The organism is Trichocoleus sp. Lan, assembly GCF_039961855.1.
GTDB lineage: Bacteria > Cyanobacteriota > Cyanobacteriia > Cyanobacteriales > FACHB-T130 > FACHB-T130.
In genome coordinates this window covers 45,068-65,602 of record NZ_JAMPKA010000009.1, presented here as the reverse complement: position 1 = coordinate 65,602, position 20,535 = coordinate 45,068, and the positions used below count along the sequence as shown (strand labels likewise).

Annotated in this window: 10 protein-coding genes and 1 pseudogene; 4 read left to right on the top strand and 7 right to left on the bottom strand. The window is 43.9% G+C overall.

Features of this window, described 5'->3' with window-relative positions:
• Positions 1-2 precede the first annotated feature (2 nt).
• From NDA03_RS10015 to nblR, 4 genes are all read right to left on the bottom strand, one after another.
• Positions 3-701 carry a hypothetical protein gene (locus NDA03_RS10015; protein ID WP_348237952.1) on the bottom strand — a complete coding sequence of 233 codons (699 nt, stop codon included), beginning with the start codon at positions 699-701 and terminating at the stop codon, positions 3-5.
• 670 nt (positions 702-1,371) lie between these two features.
• Complete coding sequence (locus NDA03_RS10010; protein ID WP_190411931.1) at positions 1,372-1,563, bottom strand: DUF2949 domain-containing protein; 192 nt, start codon at positions 1,561-1,563, stop codon at positions 1,372-1,374.
• A gap of 634 nt (positions 1,564-2,197) precedes the next feature.
• Positions 2,198-2,734, bottom strand: a complete 537-nt coding sequence (locus NDA03_RS10005; protein ID WP_190531620.1) for a DUF192 domain-containing protein — start codon at positions 2,732-2,734, stop codon at positions 2,198-2,200.
• A 141-nt stretch (positions 2,735-2,875) separates the two neighbouring features.
• Entirely contained in the window at positions 2,876-3,571 is a 696-nt protein-coding gene (nblR, locus tag NDA03_RS10000) for a response regulator transcription factor NblR (RefSeq protein WP_190411932.1), read from the bottom strand.
• 715 nt (positions 3,572-4,286) lie between these two features.
• Between nblR and metH the strand changes: the two genes are divergently transcribed.
• The 3 genes from metH to NDA03_RS09985 all read left to right on the top strand — a co-directional run bounded on the left by metH (position 4,287) and on the right by NDA03_RS09985 (position 16,813).
• Positions 4,287-7,847 (top strand): methionine synthase, encoded by a 3,561-nt coding sequence (gene metH, locus NDA03_RS09995; RefSeq protein ID WP_348237951.1) that lies wholly within the window; start codon positions 4,287-4,289, stop codon positions 7,845-7,847.
• Between the two features lie 668 nt (positions 7,848-8,515).
• Entirely contained in the window at positions 8,516-10,630 is a 2,115-nt protein-coding gene (locus NDA03_RS09990) for a carotenoid oxygenase family protein (protein ID WP_348237950.1), read from the top strand.
• A 369-nt stretch (positions 10,631-10,999) separates the two neighbouring features.
• Positions 11,000-16,813, top strand: coding sequence for an AAA family ATPase (locus NDA03_RS09985; protein ID WP_348237996.1), 5,814 nt, complete (start codon positions 11,000-11,002; stop codon positions 16,811-16,813).
• Between the two features lie 237 nt (positions 16,814-17,050).
• Here the strand turns inward: NDA03_RS09985 and NDA03_RS09980 are convergent, their stop codons facing one another.
• Entirely contained in the window at positions 17,051-18,448 is a 1,398-nt protein-coding gene (locus tag NDA03_RS09980) for a carotenoid oxygenase family protein (protein WP_348237949.1), read from the bottom strand.
• A gap of 395 nt (positions 18,449-18,843) precedes the next feature.
• On the opposite strand from NDA03_RS09980, the gene NDA03_RS09975 reads away from it, so the two are divergent.
• Complete coding sequence (locus tag NDA03_RS09975) at positions 18,844-19,302, top strand: YbhB/YbcL family Raf kinase inhibitor-like protein (RefSeq protein WP_190415089.1); 459 nt, start codon at positions 18,844-18,846, stop codon at positions 19,300-19,302.
• A gap of 104 nt (positions 19,303-19,406) precedes the next feature.
• Here the strand turns inward: NDA03_RS09975 and NDA03_RS09970 are convergent, their stop codons facing one another.
• Positions 19,407-20,027: a hypothetical protein gene (locus NDA03_RS09970; RefSeq protein WP_190415090.1), complete on the bottom strand. Its 621-nt coding sequence runs from the start codon at positions 20,025-20,027 to the stop codon at positions 19,407-19,409.
• Positions 20,028-20,208: 181 nt separating this feature from the next.
• Positions 20,209-20,459 (bottom strand): annotated as a pseudogene (locus NDA03_RS09965) (hypothetical protein).
• Positions 20,460-20,535 lie beyond the last annotated feature (76 nt).

The following is a 20,535-nucleotide window of genomic DNA, read 5'->3' as shown; positions in this document are numbered from 1 at the left end:
TACTATTGCTCCATTAATATTTTTGCAAAGTAACCAATAAATTCTTTGAGGACTTCACTGGACGTTATAGATGCCTGCCAAGTATATGGAAAAAGTTTATCTTCATTGAGCATCAGGTAACTGCTATTGTCACTCACGGCTTCAATCCGAACTTCATCTCTAGAAATAATTTCGCTGTCGGGAATGACAGAGCAAAAATCATAAATACCCTCGCCAACCAATTTACATTTATTAAGACTAACCGTGCCCATTGTCTTTTCTTGAACTTGGATTACATCCCAGTATTCAACAGGAAGTGAGTTTAAGAAGATATCTTTCTTACTAGGTAAAACCCAGATTATTCCTACTGGTGAAAGAGTAACACCCGGATCGTCTTCAATGTCTACCCAATAACCTATTTCTAGAATATGTCCCTCTAAAATATCTTTAGGAATAGATATACATAAACCCTCTTTGCGTTGGGCTAACACAAGTTGATAGCGTTTAGCTCCTTTTGCTGGATTTTTGAGTCTATACCCTAGGTATTGAGATGCCTGACTTACCTTAAACTTTTCGTCGAAACCAAGTTGATTTAGCAGATTGATGGCTAAGGACATCAAATCTTCTCCGCCTTGAATCACCTGGATATTTGTTGAAACCAGTCGAGGGATGCCGTTTTCTACCTCAAACCGCTGGATGACATCATAAACAATTTTTGACATTGGCTATTTTCCAAAAACCTTATGTAAGGTTCATGGAATTAGCTTAACCCCGTTTTCGAGATTTGCCAATAGTCTTGGATAAGAATTTTAGATTTTGGGCAAGAGGCTCTAATTGCCCAAGGACTGAAGTCGCGGCTACACAAACAAAGCCTGCGTATGCAGGCTTGGAGAGTCTGCATACGACTTTGTTCGTCGTGTATCCACTGGCTTACTGCCTGCGGCAACTCAAACGCGATCGCGTTTGAGTCAAGTCAAATTTGGAGTATGCACAGCGATCGCCCTTCTCTATCTCTTCCCCTATCCACAAGTTAGAGATTTTGGGAACTGAGATCGCGTCCCCTTCTTCACCAACTACACTTCATCAGGATTAACCCCCATCTGGCGTAAGCGTTCCGCTAATCTTTCAGCACGTTGTTGTTCTTCGTTTAACAGGGATGATAATAAAAGCGATCGCTCATTGCCAAGGAGCATTTATAAAGGCAGATTATAAGGAAAACTAACTTTTAAAAACTAACAAATAAAAAGAGCGGGTCAAATATTTGACCCGCTCTTTTTGGTGAAGTAAATTGTAATTGAGAACATTTCTTAAGTCTTCGCGGATGGGTCGGGAAAGTACCGACGCCCAATTGCTCTGACATGACTTTCTTGCTCCTCGCCGAATCATCAAGCCTTATGCAGTTTCCAACCAGTCATAGATTTGATCTAACTGTTCCAACGTTACTAAACCGTATTGCCATAGAATCATTGGCAATGGGCCAGGATCTTGTTCCCGACGCCGCAAAGCGATCGCAATCGATGCCTTAGATATTGCTAAATCTTCTTGAAGAAAACGGAGAAATCGAGAAAAATTCGTAGGTGCCATGATGGCTTTTACCCCCTTTGTTGAATCTATTTTGTAATTTAAACCTTGGTTTGTTGAGTAACGGTAGTCAGTATTTTATCTGTCCACCTTTACTCGACTCCTTTTATACTATTTTGCCGCTACTCACTGTAACGCTAGTGTTTCAGATCACCAGCCTGGTGTGACAATTACGGCAGCCGGTATGGGTATTAACAGAAGAATGCTCATACTAGATTCAGGACTTTAGGCATCCCTTCCGGGCTGACCTAGAGAATAAGACTAAAAACTTAGGCTCACTCCCCTTTTTTCTGAAATCTTAGCCGACTGTTGCTAGTGAACTTTGCTTAATATTTTCTTTAGCAATTCACTGAAATCCCTCTGTATTAGGAGAGATTTGCTTGCCTAGAGCGTCTATGCCTCTCACCTCACACCAAATTCCAGGCAAAGCACTCTCATTCTTGGAAGAACCATGTCTCTGGAAGCGAGAATCTAGGTTTAAGCGTAACAATAATTGAAATTTGCAGTCTTAAACTCTCTCTTGGGAAAGAGTAGCTTATTTTTGCGACAAATAGGTTAAAAGAACGAGTAAATTTTTAAATCGTTTCGATAAGGACTATAAAAGACAGCCAGAAAGTCGGTCTGTCTTAGTATTGAGTTACTGAATGGTCACGCGATCGCCTGCCTTCAAACCGAGTTCCGCAGCGCGTCCTCCCCGGAGTTCAATCACCTGGTTAACGGGCGTATTGGGACCATAGGTGGGGCAAAGACTGGTTTTACAGGGAGGGACATCGGCAACGATCTCTTTCACCACTCCATCCAGCATAAAAACCATATCCAGCGGGATGAGGGTATTCTTCATCCAGAAATTGATCGGTTGCGGTGGATTGAAAAGAAAGAGCATCCCGCGATCGTCCGCCAAAGATGTTCTGTACATTAACCCCATTTGCTGTTGTTGGGGAGTCCGCGCTACTTCTAGCTGAATCACCTGACCTGCCATCGTTGCCTTGGCTGAAATTGGCAAAGTTTGACCCCTCTTATTCTGTGCGGGTGATGCTTCCGGTGATGAGTGCGCTTGTTGTGCAGGGGTCGTCGGTGCTGATGTCGGTGCTGATACTGGCGACGCCTGCTGCAATGGTTGCGCGGGTTCCCCACTCTGAGAGGAGGTTGATGGCACCGATGCCGAACATCCCATCAGCAAAACTGCCAGCATCATGACGACTAAACTTGCCTGCTTTTTCACATTGCGATCGCTTTTGGCAGATGTGCCTAAGCGCTGCTCTCTCCAGTCCAAATTCATCCTTAATCCTTGATATTTACGCCCAAAACTCAAAACCTAAGCTTCCCGCAAAACGTATCCGACACCTCGCACTGTCTGAATCAGGCGCTTCTCGCCCTCTTCTTCGATTTTGAGACGCAAATAACGGATATACACCTCAATCACATTCGACTCTCCCATAAAGTCGTATCCCCAAACATTTTCTAGAATCTGTTCGCGGGTTAAAACCTCACGGGGATGCGACATCATATATTTTAGAAGTTCAAATTCCTTCATTGTCAGGTCAATTACTCGCCCATTCCGCATCGCTCTGCGAGTAGACAAGTCTAAAACCAGTTCGCCAAACCGTAACTGTTCGCTAGCACCCGCTTCCGGCTGTAAGTAGAGGCGCACCAGTTGCAAAAAAGCGTCTGTGCGATAGGGTTTGAGGAAGTAGTCATCGGCACCCGAATTTAGACAAGCAACTCGATCTTCTACAGTATCGCGAGCCATCAACAGCAGCACTGGCACGCGAGAACCGGCATTCCTCAGTTGGTTGCACAATTTCAGTCCAGAATCTCCTGTTAGCACTCGATCTACGACGACTAAAGCTGGCTGAAGTTCGCAAGCTTGATGAAAACCACTGGTGGTGTCTGGTGCAACCACAGTTGTATATCCAGCCTCTCGCAAATCCATGCTGACACGTTGGACAAGAATTTCGTCGGTTTCGACAAGTAAAACACAGGGAGTGCGGTCAAAAGTAACAGGAGACATAGGCTACATTGGGGCGCTGTTGCTGCGTTGTTATCTCAGTTTAACTACACTGGCAAGCGTTAGCTGCTTCCTTCAATGTAGGTAAGTATTCATGCTTAGTATAAAACACAGGATAGGGAGAGCGAGGGGCAAGTAGCGATCGCCTAAATAAGTTGCCAGACCTAAAATTCCCCTAATTCCCCGATAACTTGAGGAGAATCGGAAAAATCTTCCTTGAAAACAGGGATTTAAGGGGAAAACGATGGTCAGGGTACATAACGACAGGAAACCCCCTTCTAGATGCAAAGTTAGCATAATTTAATTTTCACAAAAACTCTTGTTTTTACTAATAAAAAAAGCAGTTTAATCAGGAGCGATCGCTTTCTTCATCAATTCTTTATAAAAGTCTACTCAGGCTTTCTTCAACCTGACTGGAAGACGCGATCTCTCCCCTTCCTCGGAGCCGGGATTTTGCAAATTTTGTCTAAGTCTTGCCTTAAATAAATGCAAAGCAGGTTTCAGGCTGATGGCTTAGCTTTGCTCAATTAAACTACTAATCTCGGTTAAAATAGATTCTGACTTCTTGAGGAAATGACTGCTATGGAACAAAAGACGTCGTTACAGTCTTGCACTTTCATAGTTTTAGTTACTTCCGAAAACGAGAAAGTCTGCAAAATAGATTAAGCTGATCGTTCAAAGCCTAACGCAACTACCTATTCTAAAGACGCCGCCATCTATGACCAGCCCCTTCTTGACTCGCCTCCACAGTCCTGAACGTCCTGTCATCGTCTTCGATGGCGCAATGGGAACTAACCTCCAAACCCAAAACCTCACCGCCGCTGATTTTGGAGGGCCAGAATACGAAGGTTGTAACGAGTATCTGGTACACACCAAACCAGAAGCGGTAGAGAAGGTGCATCGGGACTTTTTGGCAGTCGGTGCCGATGTGATTGAAACAGATACTTTTGGCGGTGCCTCGATTGTGCTTGCAGAGTACGACCTGGCGGATCAAGCCTACTATTTAAATAAGAAGGCGGCGGAACTGGCGAAGCGCGTGGCGGCGGAATTTTCGACACCGGAGAAACCCCGGTTTGTGGCTGGTTCGATAGGGCCAACGACCAAGCTGCCAACGCTGGGACATATTGACTTTGACACACTGCAAGCTTCCTTTGAAGAGCAAGCTGAGGCGCTTTACGACGGCGGCGTCGATTTATTTCTGGTCGAGACTTGTCAGGATGTGCTGCAAATCAAGGCAGCATTGAATGCGGTTGAGGAAGTCTTTCAGCGCAAGGGGGAACGACGCCCGTTGATGGTGTCGGTGACGATGGAAGTCATGGGTACGATGCTGGTCGGTTCTGAGATTAGCGCCGTAGTGACGATTTTGGAACGTTACCCGATTGATATTCTCGGACTGAACTGTGCCACAGGACCCGATCGGATGGCTGAGCATATCAAGTATCTTTGCCAGCACTCGCCGTTTGTGGTTTCCTGCGTTCCTAACGCTGGGTTACCCGAAAACATTGGCGGTCATGCTCACTACAAACTGACGCCGATGGAATTGCGGATGGCGTTGATGCACTTTGTAGAAGATTGGGGCGTGCAGATCATTGGCGGCTGTTGCGGCACGCGCCCTGAGCATATTCAACAATTAGCAGAAATTGGCAAAACTCTGAAGCCAAAAGAGCGCCACTTTAGTTATGAGCCTGCGGCGGCGTCAATTTACAGCGCCCAGCCTTATGAGCAGGATAATTCATTCCTGATTGTGGGCGAGCGGTTGAATGCGAGTGGTTCTAAGAAGTGCCGCGACTTGCTGAATGGAGAAGATTGGGATGGGTTAGTGTCTTTAGCAAAGTCGCAGGTGCGGGAAGGCGCGCACATCCTCGATGTCAATGTGGATTATGTCGGGCGCGATGGCGTTCGGGATATGCATGAATTGGTGTCACGGCTAGTAACAAATGTCACAATACCCTTGATGCTCGACTCCACAGAATGGGAAAAGATGGAGGCGGGTTTAAAGGTTTCCGGAGGCAAGTGCCTGCTGAATTCGACTAACTATGAAGATGGAGAGGAGCGCTTCTTCAAGGTGTTAGAGTTGGCGAAGAAGTACGGTGCGGGTGTTGTAATTGGGACGATTGATGAGGAGGGGATGGCACGGACGGCTGAGAAAAAGTTTGCGATCGCACAACGTGCCTATCGTGCTGCTGTCGAATATGGCATTCCCGCCCACGAAATATTTTTTGACACCCTTGCCCTGCCGATTTCTACGGGTATCGAAGAAGACCGAGCGAATGGAAGAGCGACCATTGAATCCATCCGCCGCATTCGAGAGGAACTTCCCGGTTGCCACGTTATCTTGGGGGTTTCTAACGTTTCCTTTGGTTTAAACCCAGCGGCGCGAGTCGTCCTGAATTCCATGTTTCTGCACGAAGCGATGGCGGTGGGCATGGATGCGGCAATTGTCAGTGCTAATAAAATTCTGCCCCTCGCGAAAATTGAGCCAGAGCATCAAGAAGTCTGCCGCAAGTTAATCTACGATGAGCGGCAATTTGATGGGGACATCTGCACCTACGATCCGCTGGGAGAATTGACAACGCTGTTTGAAGGGAAAACGACGAAGCGCGATCGCTCTGGTGATGAAAATCTCCCTGTAGAAGAACGTCTAAAGCGTCACATTATCGACGGCGAACGCATCGGTTTAGAGGATCAACTCACCAAAGCTTTAGAGAAATATGCGCCTCTGCATATCATTAACACCTTCCTACTAGATGGCATGAAGGTAGTAGGGGAGTTGTTTGGTTCCGGACAAATGCAGTTGCCTTTCGTATTGCAATCGGCGGAAACCATGAAAGCAGCCGTGGCATATCTAGAGCCATTCATGGAAAAGAAAGATGCTGGAAATAATGCCAAAGGAACTGTAGTAATTGCTACCGTCAAAGGAGATGTTCACGACATCGGTAAAAACTTGGTGGATATCATCTTGTCAAATAACGGTTACAAGGTAGTTAATATTGGCATCAAACAGCCCGTTGATAATATCGTTGATGCTTTTGAGCAACACAAAGCTGATTGTATTGCGATGAGCGGCTTGCTGGTGAAGTCAACCGCTTTTATGAAAGAAAACTTGGAGGTTTTCAATCAAAAAGGAATTACGGTTCCAGTCATTTTAGGGGGTGCAGCGCTAACTCCTAAATTTGTCCATGAAGATTGCCAAAATACTTACAAGGGTAAGGTGATTTACGGAAAAGATGCTTTTTCAGATCTGCATTTTATGGATAAATTAATGCCTGCAAAATCTTCTGGAAATTGGGATGATTTGCAGGGATTTTTGGATGAAGTTGAGGAAAATGGTCATGCGCCTATTGTACAGGAGGCGTCTCGTGTGCCATTAGAAAATAGCACTCAAGAAGCTCAACCCGTAGAAGTAGATACGCGGCGTTCTGAGGCTGTGGCGATTGAAATTGAGCGTCCGGTTCCGCCTTTCTGGGGTACGAAACTATTACAGTTTGAAGATATTCCATTAGAGGAGGTATTTGAGTATCTGGATTTGCAGGCCTTGATTGCTGGACAGTGGCAATTCCGCAAACCGCAGGAACAGTCTCGCGAGGAGTACAATCAGTTTTTAGAGGAAAAAGTTTACCCAATTTTGAAGGAGTGGAAACAGCGGGTTGTAGAGGAGAATTTGCTACATCCGCAAGTTGTTTACGGGTATTTTCCGTGTCAGGCTAAGGGAAATTCTTTGCATTTGTACGATCCGGAATTTATGAATCGTAAAGATGCGAAAGAAGAGAGGGAGAAGAATGTTGTTGCGACGTTCAATTTCCCTCGTCAGAAGTCCATGCGTCGTCTGTGTATTTCTGATTTCTTTGCACCTATTGAGTCGGGACACGTTGATGTGTTTGCGATGCAGGCGGTGACGGTGGGGGATATTGCGACGGAATTCGCGCAGAAGTTGTTTGCAAATAATCAATACAGCGATTATCTGTACTTCCACGGCTTGGCGGTACAAACGGCGGAGGCTGTGGCAGAGTGGCTTCACGCCCGCATCCGCCGGGAGTTAGGCTTGGGTGCATCAGAACCGGATAAGATTCGGGATGTTCTGGCGCAGCGTTATCAAGGTTCTCGGTACAGTTTTGGATATCCGGCTTGTCCGAATATTCAGGATCAGTATAAGTTGTTGGAGTTACTGGGGAGCGATCGCATCAACCTTCACATGGATGAAAGCGAACAACTGTACCCCGAACAATCTACGACTGCGATTATCGCCTATCACCCCGCAGCTAAATACTTTAGCGCTTAAACAGTAAGCTGTAGGGTGGGCAACGCTCACCTTACATATCATTAATTGTTCCAAAACAAATTAATAGGGCTGTCAAGATTATCTGCAATTACCCAGACTTGTTAAAACAGATAATCGAGGATCGTGCTGCGCTAGATTGCGATCGCGCGGCGACTGGGTATGAGCATCGCTTAAAAATAATATCCAGCGAACGGAAAATGACTCTAGGAATTTGTAGGTAAATATCAGTTATCTACAGAGGAGTTTCTGTATCGCTTTGAAAACGCTCGGATTCAACACAGCCTAGATATACAGTTTCATGAGCAAATTGGATAATCTCCGATGCTGAAACGGCTATGCAAAAAGCCAGACAGTTTCAAAGGAGTCAAGTTTACGCAATGTACAGCTTTAGAGATTAGAACTCTTCTTTTTTAAGGAGAATCTAAATTGGTACAGTTTATACCATTTGAGATTTTAAATTTGAATTGTGAAAGCCTTGCATCTAGGCAGTTACAACAATTCAAATTTTGCATCGATAAGCCCTAATGGTATTACGTTTGCACTCCCCTAACCCTACTTTTTAGGAGGGCTAAGAAGAAGTTTCACATTGCGTAAGTTTGTTAATGGATTACTTTCAGCAATTTCTTGAGTATTTTACTTCCTTCAATAGAGACCTAGACAGCCATAACATGAAAGAACCAATTCTTGACTCAATCTCATCTGTACCAGGCTGCTGTCCGCCAGTTCCAGAGTCAATAATGACGGCAAATCGCTACGAACTCAGCGACATCAAAATGCAGATTCATGGAGAGCTACCAGATGATTTGCAGGGTCACGTCTTTATCGTTGCGCCAGTAGGCTCTGTCAACTCCGGAGATGCTCCAGATGCTGACGGAACATCCCTTTTAGGTGGCGATGGGATGATTTATCGGCTTGACTTCGATCGCCAAGGTGAAGTGGGGTTGAAAACGCGGCTGGTTAAACCGCCATGTTACTACGCCGATAAGGCAACCCGACCTGGCAGCGAGTATGTCAAGTATCAATTTCGCAATCATGGCATTTCGCGATTTTCTCTTTCTCTTGGCTTCCGCAACGAGTTGAATACAGCTTTTCTGCCCATTAAATTTCGAGACGATGCCAACGAGCGTCTGCTAGTAACCTATGATGCTGGTCGTCCCTACGAAATTGATACCGAAACGCTGGAGGTTGTAACTCCGATCGGAGCCAATACAGAGTGGCAATCCGAAACTTCCTTGAAGTTTCCCTTTCCACCCGTTTTGAGTACAGCACATCCGGTTTTTGACCCTAAAAAAAGCGAAATGTTTACGGTCAATTACGGTAAATCAGTAGCGAATATTCTCCAAACCATTCCCTTAATTTACGATCTGGATGAACTTCCAGAACAAATCGAGGAACTCCTCAAAGAACTTGCCCGGTTTATCGAAGCGCAAGACTTTGTGCAAGATTTTCTCAAGACATTCTCTACCATCTCTCAAAATCTCTTGGAATTTTATATGAGGTTGCTTGAGAGAACTACCAACATAGAATTTAAAGATTTCGTCTATTTGATCCGTTGGGATGGTGTAAATAACTTAGAGCGCTGGAAGCTGGTATTACCAGATAGAACCCCCGTCAAGATTAAGCAAACTATGCATCAGATTGGGTTGACAGAAGATTATCTGGTGCTGATGGACACAGCCTTCACGACTGGGGTAGAGCAGTTGCTCAGTAACCCTATCCCCAAAAGTAAGGCGACCAAAAGACTCATCAGAGACTTACTTACACTTCGAGAGTTAGCTGATTCTGTCGTGTACATCGTGCGCCGCGCTGACTTGAAAGCGGGACAGCGCCCAGCGTGCAGTCAGCAAGAAGTTGAAGTTGTCGCACGACGGGTTGTGATTCCCCTGGAAGCGGCTCATTTTCTGTTGGATTATGCGAATCCAGATGGAAACATTACCCTCCACGCATCTCATATTTGTGCTTGGGATGTATCTGAATGGCTCCGCGAGTATGATGTCTCTGCCTACAATCCTAAGATTTCTGTCCCGTCTCGCCTGTGTGGGATGCAACACGATGAGATGGACATCAGCCGGATGGGACGCTATGTAATTGATGGAGAAAGCGGTCAAATTTTGGAGTCGAAGGTAATTTCCGATGCTGAGTGTACCTGGGGCGTAGGACTCTATGCTTATCGCAGTCTCTTGCCTGATGGCAAGCCTCCGAAACATCTGGATAATCTTTACTGGATCTCTTTTGGGCTATGGAAGCAGTTGCTGACGCAGTTTGTCTTCGACCTGTACAAAGACTACAAGTACCGGGTAGTACCGCGGACGGAGATGCTTCGCCTTGCAGAGGCTGGTATACCCGCTTCTTTGTTCCGGTTAAACACATCGTCGAAGGAGTCGCTGAAGATTGGCGATCGCTATCAGTTCCCTGCTGGCTATATTGTCAGTTCGCCGCAGTTTATGCCACGCCGCAACGGCGAAGAGAGTTCAGAAGACAGTTCAACCGATGGTTACATTGTTTGCACTGTTTTCACGCCAGACGGCAACGAAATTTGGATTTTCGATGCTCAAAATCTGGAGGATGGTCCCCGGTGTAGATTGAGCCATCCTTCACTGAAGTTTAGCTTGACGATTCACACAGCGTGGTTGGAAAAAATCGCCCCCCGCACAGCCACGTACAACATCCCTGTGCGTCAGGATTACAAGAACTTAGTGAAGCAAAAGTCTCAAGAAATCCAGGACCTATTTGAAACTGAGGTATATCCCCATTTTAAGCCAACTCCGCGATCTGCCTGTTGAGTGAAGCCCAGGATACGCATCACTGTGTATCGGAAAATCTTTTAAGGTAGTAACTTCTCATACAGACGCGATACGTCGCGTCTGTATCTATCTTGGGATAGATTTTTGATATATAAGATTAACAGTGAGGTATTTTTTTGTTTAAAAGCAGTTTTGCAAATACCATTTCACTGTATGTCTGCAATAGCGCTCTCTAGTGCCTCTACAGCGGCTCGTAAGGGCGGCGATTCGGGAACAGCCGAATCATCGCAGCATCCGAAGCGCGCATCCGCGCCGCTAGGCGATCGCAATAGTAGATGTAGCATTAAAAGAATGAATTAGTAGAAATTTTAGATTTCTTTGACTTTTTAAACAAGAAGGGTAAAAGTGATGGTCTTAATATCAGGATACGAAATTACAAATAAAATCTACGAAGGTACAAGAACTGTTGTTTATCAAGGAAAAAGGCATCAGGATAAAAAATCGCTCGTATTCAAATTAATTAAAAATAATTATCCAAGTCCGAAAGATATTGCCAGGATAAAAAATGAATATGAAATTATTAAAGCTTTAAATGCTAAGGGAGTTGTGAAAACCCTAGGACTTGAGAATCATAAGAATGGATTTGCGCTAGTTTTAGAAGATTCTGGGGGAGAATCGCTTGATAAAGTTATTGCCGAAAAACCTATAAATTTTAAAATTGTTCTTAAGATAGCAGTTCAGGTTTCAGAAATTATTGGAGAACTCCATTCTCACAATATTATTCATAAAGATATTAAGCCACATAACATCATTTTTAATCAAGAAACAGGGGAAGTTAAAATTATTGATTTTAGCATTGCATCCCGTCTATCCCTAGAGAACCAAACAATCAGCAGTCCCAATTTGATCGAAGGCACGCTTGCCTATATGTCACCAGAGCAAACGGGTCGGATGAATCGTTCTATTGACTACCGCACCGACTTTTATTCTTTGGGTGTAACTCTTTATGAAATGCTCGTGGGGAAACTGCCATTTGAAACAACCGACGCGATGGAATTAGTTCACTGTCATATTGCCAAACAACCAATCCCTCCTCATGTGTTGGTGCCAGAAATTCCTCTCCCTGTTTCTGAGATCGTGATGAAGTTACTTACCAAGACAGCTGAAGACAGATACCAAAGCGCTGCTGGTCTAAAATTTGACCTCGAAAATTGTTTAATTCAGCTTGAAACAACAGGAGAAATTGAAGATTTTATCTGCGGTCAGCGCGATCGCGCCAGCCTTCTGCTAATCCCGCAAAAACTCTACGGACGCGAAACCGAAGTAGCCACCTTAATGGATGCTTTCGGGCGAGTTAGCCTTGGAGCAGCTGAGATGATGCTGGTAAGTGGTTACTCAGGAATTGGTAAGACAAGTGTAGTGAATGAAGTCCATAAACCAATTGTGGGAGTACGAGGATATTTTATTAATGGCAAGTTTGACCAGTTCAAGCGAAACATTCCTTATGCTGCTTTAATTCAAGCTTTTTCTGAATTGATGCGACAACTGTTAACTGAAAGTTCGGAACAGATAGACATTTGGAAAGAAAAGCTTAAAGCGGCTTTGGGAGAAAATGGTCAGGTAATTATCGATGTCATTCCCGAAGTAGAACTGATTGTTGGCGAACAACCAGAACTAACACAATTAGGACCATCTGAAGCACAAAACCGATTTAATCGAGTGTTTCAACAATTTATCCGGGTTTTTTGCCAAAAAGAACACCCGCTAGTCTTATTCTTAGATGACTTACAGTGGGCTGATTCTGCATCGCTTAAGTTAATTGAACTGTTAGTAACTGACCCAGATAGCCAGCATCTATTAACAATTGGAGCATTCCGCGATAACGAAGTTAGTCCAACGCATCCGTTAATCCAAGCGATTGAGAAAATACAGGTTCTAGGCGCTGTAGTGAATAATATCACTCTTCGACCTTTAGATAGCGATTGCGTCAGCTTGTTAGTTGCAGATACTCTTCATGAAAATGTATGTACAGAGCGAGGAGAGGCACAAAATCTCGCGTCTCTCCTTTTTAATAAAACTCAAGGAAATCCTTTCTTCTTGACCCAATTAATAAAAACTTTATACGCCGAAAAACTGCTAATTTATAACTTCAGCCAAGGTAGATGGCAGTGGGATATAGAAGAAATTCAAGCAGTTGGAATTACGGATTGTAACATTGTTGAATTGATTGCCAGAAATATTCAAAAGTTACCCGATGCAACACAGCAAGTCTTAAAACTGGCTGCTTGTATTGGCAACCAGTTTAATTTAGAGGTTTTGGCAATCGTGAATGAGAAAACTCAATCAGCTACAGCAACAGACTTGTGGGATGCACTTCAAACAGGTTTGATTTTGCCTCTAAGCGATGCTTACAAAATTCCATTATCTTTTGACCAGTTACAACAGGGAACTTTGGTTCTTGATGATATAAAGATTAGCTATAAGTTTTTACATGACCGGGTACAGCAAGCAGCCTATTCTCTTATACCCGACCTTGAGAAAAAAGCCACTCACCTAAAAATTGGTCAACTGCTGCTAGAAAATACTTCTCCTGAAGAAAGAGAAGAAAATATTTTTGCTCTGGTTAACCAATTAAATTTGGGTACTGAATTACTAAACTGTCAATCCCAAAGAGATGAACTGGCTCATTTTAATCTCATTGCTGGTCAGAAAGCTAGTACAGCGACCGCTTATCAAGCAGCCGTCAATTATCTCAACATCGGTTTGGGACTCTTGGCAGCAGACAGTTGGGTTTGCAACTACGAGCTGACAAATAAACTCTATGTATCAGCAGCCGAAGCAGAATACCTCAACACGAATTTTGAACAATCAAAAATACTAGCTGGAGTAGCTCTTAAAAATGCAAAAACTCTATTAGATAGAGTAAAGATTAATGAAATAAAAATTCAGTATCATATTGCCCAAAATCAGTTGCCAGAAGCCATAGAACTCGGTCAGCAAGTTTTGGAAATGTTGGAAGTGCCCTTAGAACAAGAACCTTCGCCACACCTAAATATTGAGGACTGTTATAACCTTCCAGAAATGACCGACCCTTATAAAATGGCAGCTATGAAGATTTTGATAACAATTTCTCCCCCTGCCTTTATTTCAAGTAGCGCGATCGCGTTACCAATTGTCTACACAATGGTCAAGCTGTGTAGCCAATATGGGAATTCTTCCCTAGCTATCTATGGCTATAGCACTTATGGCTTGCTTTTGTGCGGGCCAATGGCAGATATTGATTCCGGATATAAATTTGGCAAACTAGCTTTTCATCTATTAGATAAGCTTTATGCCAAAGAAATTAAATCAAAAATCTACAGTAGCTATTGTGCTTGTATTCTACATTGGAAGGAACATATTAAAGAAACAATAGAATTATTGCGACAATCAATTCAAAGTGGGCTAGAAGTCGGTGATATAGAATTTGCTTGTCATTCGGCTCTATTCTACTGCGAACATTCATTTCTAGCTGGCGAATATCTAGAAAATGTTACGCAAAAACAAGCTAACTATATTGAAATGATCGGCAAGTTTAAAAAAGAATTTCAGCTTTACTATGCCAGCATAGGTGGGCAAGTTGTTTCTAATTTAACTGACGACTCATCTAAAAAATCTTGTCTATCTGGTAAATATTTCAATGAAGCAGAAATGCTACCCCATTTATTTGAAACTAATAATTTACAATCTGTATTTGCTGTATATTTTTATAAATTGATGCTGGCTTATTTGTTTAAAGATTACGATAAAGCAATTGAAAATGCTAGAGCAGCATCGCAGCATACTCAACCTATCACAGCCCTAATAGTATTTGTTGAATATAATCTCTACTATTCTTTAGCCCTCGTTGCCCAGTACCCTAACCTTACAGCCACAGAGCAACAGGAATACATGGCTATTGTGGCGAAGAATCAGGAAAAAATGCAGCAATGGGCAACTCATGCCCCTACAAATTCTCAACATAAGTATGAGTTAGTACAGGCAGAGATTTACCGAGTTTCAGGTCAAACGCTCAAAGCAATGGAGTATTATGACCGAGCGATAAATGGAGCAAGAATTCAGGGATATATCCAAGAAGAAGCCTTAGCTTATGAGCGGGCGGCTGAATTTTATCTAGCTCTGGGAAGAGAGAAAATCGCTAGAGATCATATGAGTGAAGCATATTATGGCTATGTTCGTTGGGGAGCAACCGCCAAAGTTAAAGAGTTGGAAATAGAGTATCCATACTTAATTTCCCAGATGCAATCAACAGAGCCGAATTCGAGTGAAGATACTGCCACAACCTCAAAAATGACTACTAGTGGTGAAGTTTCAGTGCTGGATTTAGCCACAGTGATGAAAGCATCTCTGGCGATTTCTGGAGAAATTGTGCTGGATAAGTTGCTCGCTTCCTTAATGAAAGTATCTATTGAAAATGCTGGAGCGATAAAAGGTTTTCTCGTCTTACCGAAAAATGGAAAATTGTTGATTGAAGCTGCTGCCTCAATAGATTCATTAGAAGTAGTTGTGCAGCAATCTGTTCCAATGGAAACTAGCCAAGATTTACCCATAACGGTAATCAATTATGTAGCGAGAACTCGTTCTGATGTGGTTTTAGAAAATGCAGCTTGGGAGGGAAGATTTACGAATGATACCTATATTCAAAATCAGGAATTGAAATCAGTCCTATGTATTCCTATCATTAATAGCGGTAGGCTTATTGCTATTCTTTACTTGGAAAATAATTTAACGGTTGGGGCATTTACTCCTAATCGAATGGAAGTCCTAAAGCTGCTATCTTCTCAAGCAGCTATTTCTCTAGAAAATGCTCTACTTTACACTAATTTAGCTACAGCTAACGAGCAACTAGAAGATTATTCGCGTACTTTAGAACACCGAGTACAGGAGCGTACGCGAGAATTAAAACTAAAAGAAGCTAGGCTTGCAGAAGCTCAAAGACTGGCACATCTAGGTAGCTGGCAATTTGATATAGAAACGCAAGAAGTTAATTGGAGCGATGAACTATTCCGGATTTTTGGTCTCCACCCCGAACAACCTGAACCCACTTTCAGGGAACATGAAAACCTGATTCATCCAGATGACGTTGACTTATGGTTAAAATCAGTAGACCTAGCGATTGAAAGAGGGAAGGCTTATGAGTTGGAGTTGAGAATCTTTCGCCCTGATAGTTCTATTAGATATATTTTTGTCAAGGGGGAACCTACTTGCAATGTTTCTGGTAAGGTGACTAAGTTATTAGGGACAGCACTGGATATTACCGACCGCAAGCTAGCCGAGTTGGCACAACAACAATCAGAAGCACAATTGAGAGAACAAGCGAAAAAGTTAGAATTGACTTTACGCGAACTACAACAAACTCAATCCCAACTCATTCAAACTGAAAAGATGTCTAGTTTGGGACAGATGATTGCTGGAATTGCTCACGAAATTAATAACCCTGTCAACTTTATCTATGGCAATATTGACTATGCCAATAACTATATCCAAGACCTGCTTGCTTTGATTGGCGTCTATCAGCAGGAGTATCAAAATCCTACACCTGCGATTCAGAAGGCGATGTCAGAAATCGAGTTGGATTTTGTGGTAGAAGACTTGCAAAAACTTTTTGATTCCATGAAAGTAGGGGCAGAGCGTATCAGAGATATTGTCCTTAGCTTGCGGAATTTTTCACGGCTGGATCAAGCTGAAATGAAACCAGTTGATATCCATGAGGGCATCGAATCTACTTTGCTGATTTTGCAGCATCGGCTCAAGAAAGATAGTTTGCATTCTGGTATTGAAGTAATCAAAAATTACGGTCAACTGCCACGAATTTTTTGTTACGCTTCTGAGCTAAATCAGGTATTTATGAATCTTCTAAGTAATGCAATCGATGCTTTAGAGGAAATAAGAAACTCTGGAGAAGTATCTGATAAAAAGCCTACTATTAGTATTTACACAGAAATGGCTTCTTCTAATTCAGTCAGAATTAGAATTGCTGACAATGGATCGGGAATGACTGAGGATGTAAAAAAGAAAATATTTGACCCATTTTTTACAACCAAACCTGTAGGTTCTGGTACTGGTTTGGGATTATCGATTAGCTACCAGATCGTGGTAGACAAACACAATGGAAAGCTCAGTTGTGTTTCTTCTTCAGGTCTTGGTACTGAATTTATTATTGAGATGCCGATAAGTCAGTAACCATTGCCAATGCAGTTTGTCGGAATATCCAGGATGCAATATCAACAGAGCGATCGCACTTTACAATCGTTAGGGGTTAATCCCTCATTCTCGCAGCAGCGTTCCTCATTTGATAGCTGGCGTGGTATTGCTAGATAGTTTTTGTAGCATATTGCGATGCCTAGAGCCTAGGGTTGTTTGAATTGTAGCGATCGCATCTTTGACGATTTCAAGAATGCGATCGCATCTCACCACAAATTAGACAGAAGCGCTTAACTGTTCCTCAGAAACCCATGCACCGTGGAACCCGTAAGGCACCCGCTGGGGGATGAGGACACGCGCTACTGGTTCAGATGTCATGTCTTGGGCATTCACGACCACCAGTTCCGAAGTGTCTGCCTCATCATCGTGGACAAAAGTCATCAGCCAACCGTTATCCTCAGCAGTCGCATCGGGACGAGGAACAAATACCGCCTCGCCACCATAGCGTCCGCGTCCGAATTTGTGAGTTTCGGACTTACCATGATTAAAGTCATACTTGATGACCCCTTCAAACAGAGGCATGGGATTATTTGCCATCTTTGCGGTATAACCATAGCGCATCGGTCGTCCCATTCGCTGTTCGTTCAGACGGGGGAAATCTGATGGCGCATCGTCCAGCATTTCCTCTTTTACCGTACCCGTGCTGAGGTTAAAGCGCCATTGGTACAAACGACCCGCGTCTCCCTCATTTTCGCCGGGTGTCATATCAGTCGTTAAAACACTGGTGGAACTCATGCGACAGGCGACAAGCACCACTTCATCTCCCTCCTCATAGGCATTGAGAGTATGGAAGACGTAGCAGGGGGGACTTTCAAACCACCGAATGTTGCTATTATCGCCATGACGGGGGACAATCCCGAAACGACTAGGGCGATCGCGTTCAAACATCAACGGTGGTTTACCCTGCTGCATTCGTGCCATGCTGAAAGTTAGCGGCAGATCCATAAAGATCGTGTAGTGTTCGGTGATGGCAAAATCGTGCATCATCACTCCCATTGGCAAGTCGATGGGAACGGTTCGCAACAGCTCACCCTTCGCTGAAACAACGCTGTATTTTAGGTACGGAGGAGCAAACGAGTAGCCAAAGAACATCATCTCGCCCGTTTCAGCGTCTACCTTCGGATGTGCGGTAAAGGCAGAAACCAGTTTGCCATCGTAAGTGTAAGCGCCTGATGTCTCTAAGCTGGGAACCTCGATCGCGTGAGGTTCGCCTCCTTCCCAAAGCGCCAGCAGTCGTCCATCGTGCCACACTAGAGCCGTGTTAGCGGTATTTTTAGGAAAATTGTAGGGATTGTTACCTCGTGACGGTTCCATCAAACCCGTCCAAATCGTCTTACCTGCTTCCCGCTCAATATTAAATCCCCGCGTCCGGATATAACGGTTGCGATATTGAGCTTTGCCGTTATTTATTCGCACTCCATGCAACATTCCGTCCCCATCAAACCAGTGATAGTTGCCGATAGGTGGGAATTGAGGATTGGGTCCATTCCGCACAAACATCCCGGATAAATCGGGAGGTAGTTCGCCGATTACTTTCAGATTGGTGGGTGTGATTTCTTCCCATACTGGCGCAAAGTTGCCATCTAGATAGGGATTGACTGCGGTTGTGGTCATGCGTTGTGCTGAATCGATTGTCTTATCTATATTTATTTTGATTGAGCGATCGCGATCGCGTCTCACACTATGGTTGTGGAAACAAGCCTGATGAAGTGGTTGGGGTGGTGCAAGCAAAGTTTAGAGGAAGAATGCGATCGCATCTTTCTCCAGCTCTATCTCTATATGGATGAATACGAACAACTTTTACCCTAAAAAGTCTAAAGCAATCGTGATTGACTACCAGTAAATCGCAAAATATTTCTGTGGCTAAGCCTATTGGTTGAAGAATTTTTCTGTGCCAAAACGCTAATCTACTGGCATTAGCAGGACTATCGCTTAGCGCTTAGAGTTCTGCAAGTAAGAACGATTCGCCAATCACCCCGATCAATCGTCAATCTCTGACACTAAAGACGATGAAACTTGAGAGTACGGCTTTTACTGAAAACAGTGTAATTCCGTCTAAATACACCTGCGACGGCGCAAATATTTCTCCCTCTCTTAGCTGGAATTCCCCGCCAGAAGGTACTCAGAGCCTTGCTTTAATCGTTGACGATCCGGATGCGCCTGGAGACATTTTTGTCCATTGGGTTCTCTACGATCTCCCACCTGAAATTCGCCATCTACCTGGCGGCATTCCCAGCGAAGCAAACCTCGCTGAGGGGGGCGTCCAAGGTAAAAATGATTTTGGCAATTTAGGTTATGGTGGCCCTTGCCCGCCTAGTGGTACGCATCGGTACTTTTTCAAACTCTACGCACTCGATCGACTGTTAGATTTAGCAGCGGGTGCCACTAAAAACAAGGTAGAAGCGGCAATGAATGGTCATATTCTGGCAGCAGCAGAACTCATTGGACGCTACAGTCGCCAGAGATAATCTTGCGGCAGTTCACAATTAATCTACAAAAAAAACACCTTTGAAAAGGTGTTTTTACTGGTGGCTAAAATAAGCCTGCAAATTTGATTTTGAGTCATCAATTCTTATGTGTGATGCCGAGGAGTCCGGGCACCCATAGATGAGCCAATCAGCGATGCTGCTAAACCTAGCAGAGAACCAATTGTAAACGACCAACCTGCCTTCGCTGTTGCACCCGCAATATCACGAGTTTGCTGAGCCGTTACATTCGGCGCGTCGTTGGGTACGTTCACTGCACCTTGTTGCGCTTGATTGACGATTTCCCCAGCATTCGCACCTACAATACCGAATGCGCCTGAGATTCCACTTGCCAACAACCAGGAACTCAATGCCAAAGTTGTCGCCCAAAGAATGGCTCCATTTAACATTGCTGTATTCCGGTTCATCGGACCACTGGCACGGGCTGCTACCCAACTACCCACCAAAAGGGAAATAAACAAAGAGATAATAGACCAAATTCCGACCGCTCTGCCAACATCATCGGCATAGGTTCTAGGTGCGCCGGAACCGGAAATATTAGTAGCACCAATTGCGGCTCCTAAAGCACTCAGAATTAACTGAGTAGCTAAAGCAGTAACAATACCGGCAAAAATGGGACCCCACCTTACACGATCGTGGTACTCAACAATTTGATTGCCAGCAGTTGGCTCAATAACAACCCTGTCTTCTCGATTTGTGTATGACATTGCTCACCGCTCTTCCTGTTTCTATTTTTTATAGAGCTACTTTCTTCTAACTTTCACCCTTGAGTTATACTTTATACTGGTATTTTTCTGGGTATATCTATCAGTAGGAATAATCAGGATATCTATCGATAGAAATATGTGTTCTATATAAGTGAAAAGCGCGATCGCAATTATTAATAAATTAGTAGAGCTTTACGGCTGTTTCCGTGACAGTAATGAGCAATAAAAAGCCAGGCTGGTCACTCTGCTATCACACCCCGTTCTGCTCAAAAACTACAGATATATAACTGCCATTCCGTCAGCCGATAATATCCCCAACCCCAGCCAAAAAAACCACAGGTCACGACTAGCCGAGACGCCTTCAGCGGTGATAATTGCTAAATACGCTCTTAACACAGCTTTGTGAACGACATCAGTTGTTGTTACAATCATTAACTGTCCTCGTCAAAATTTCTTTTTAGGCAAATTTGGGGTGTAGACGAGGTAAAGCTCATCCCTCTGCTGTGTT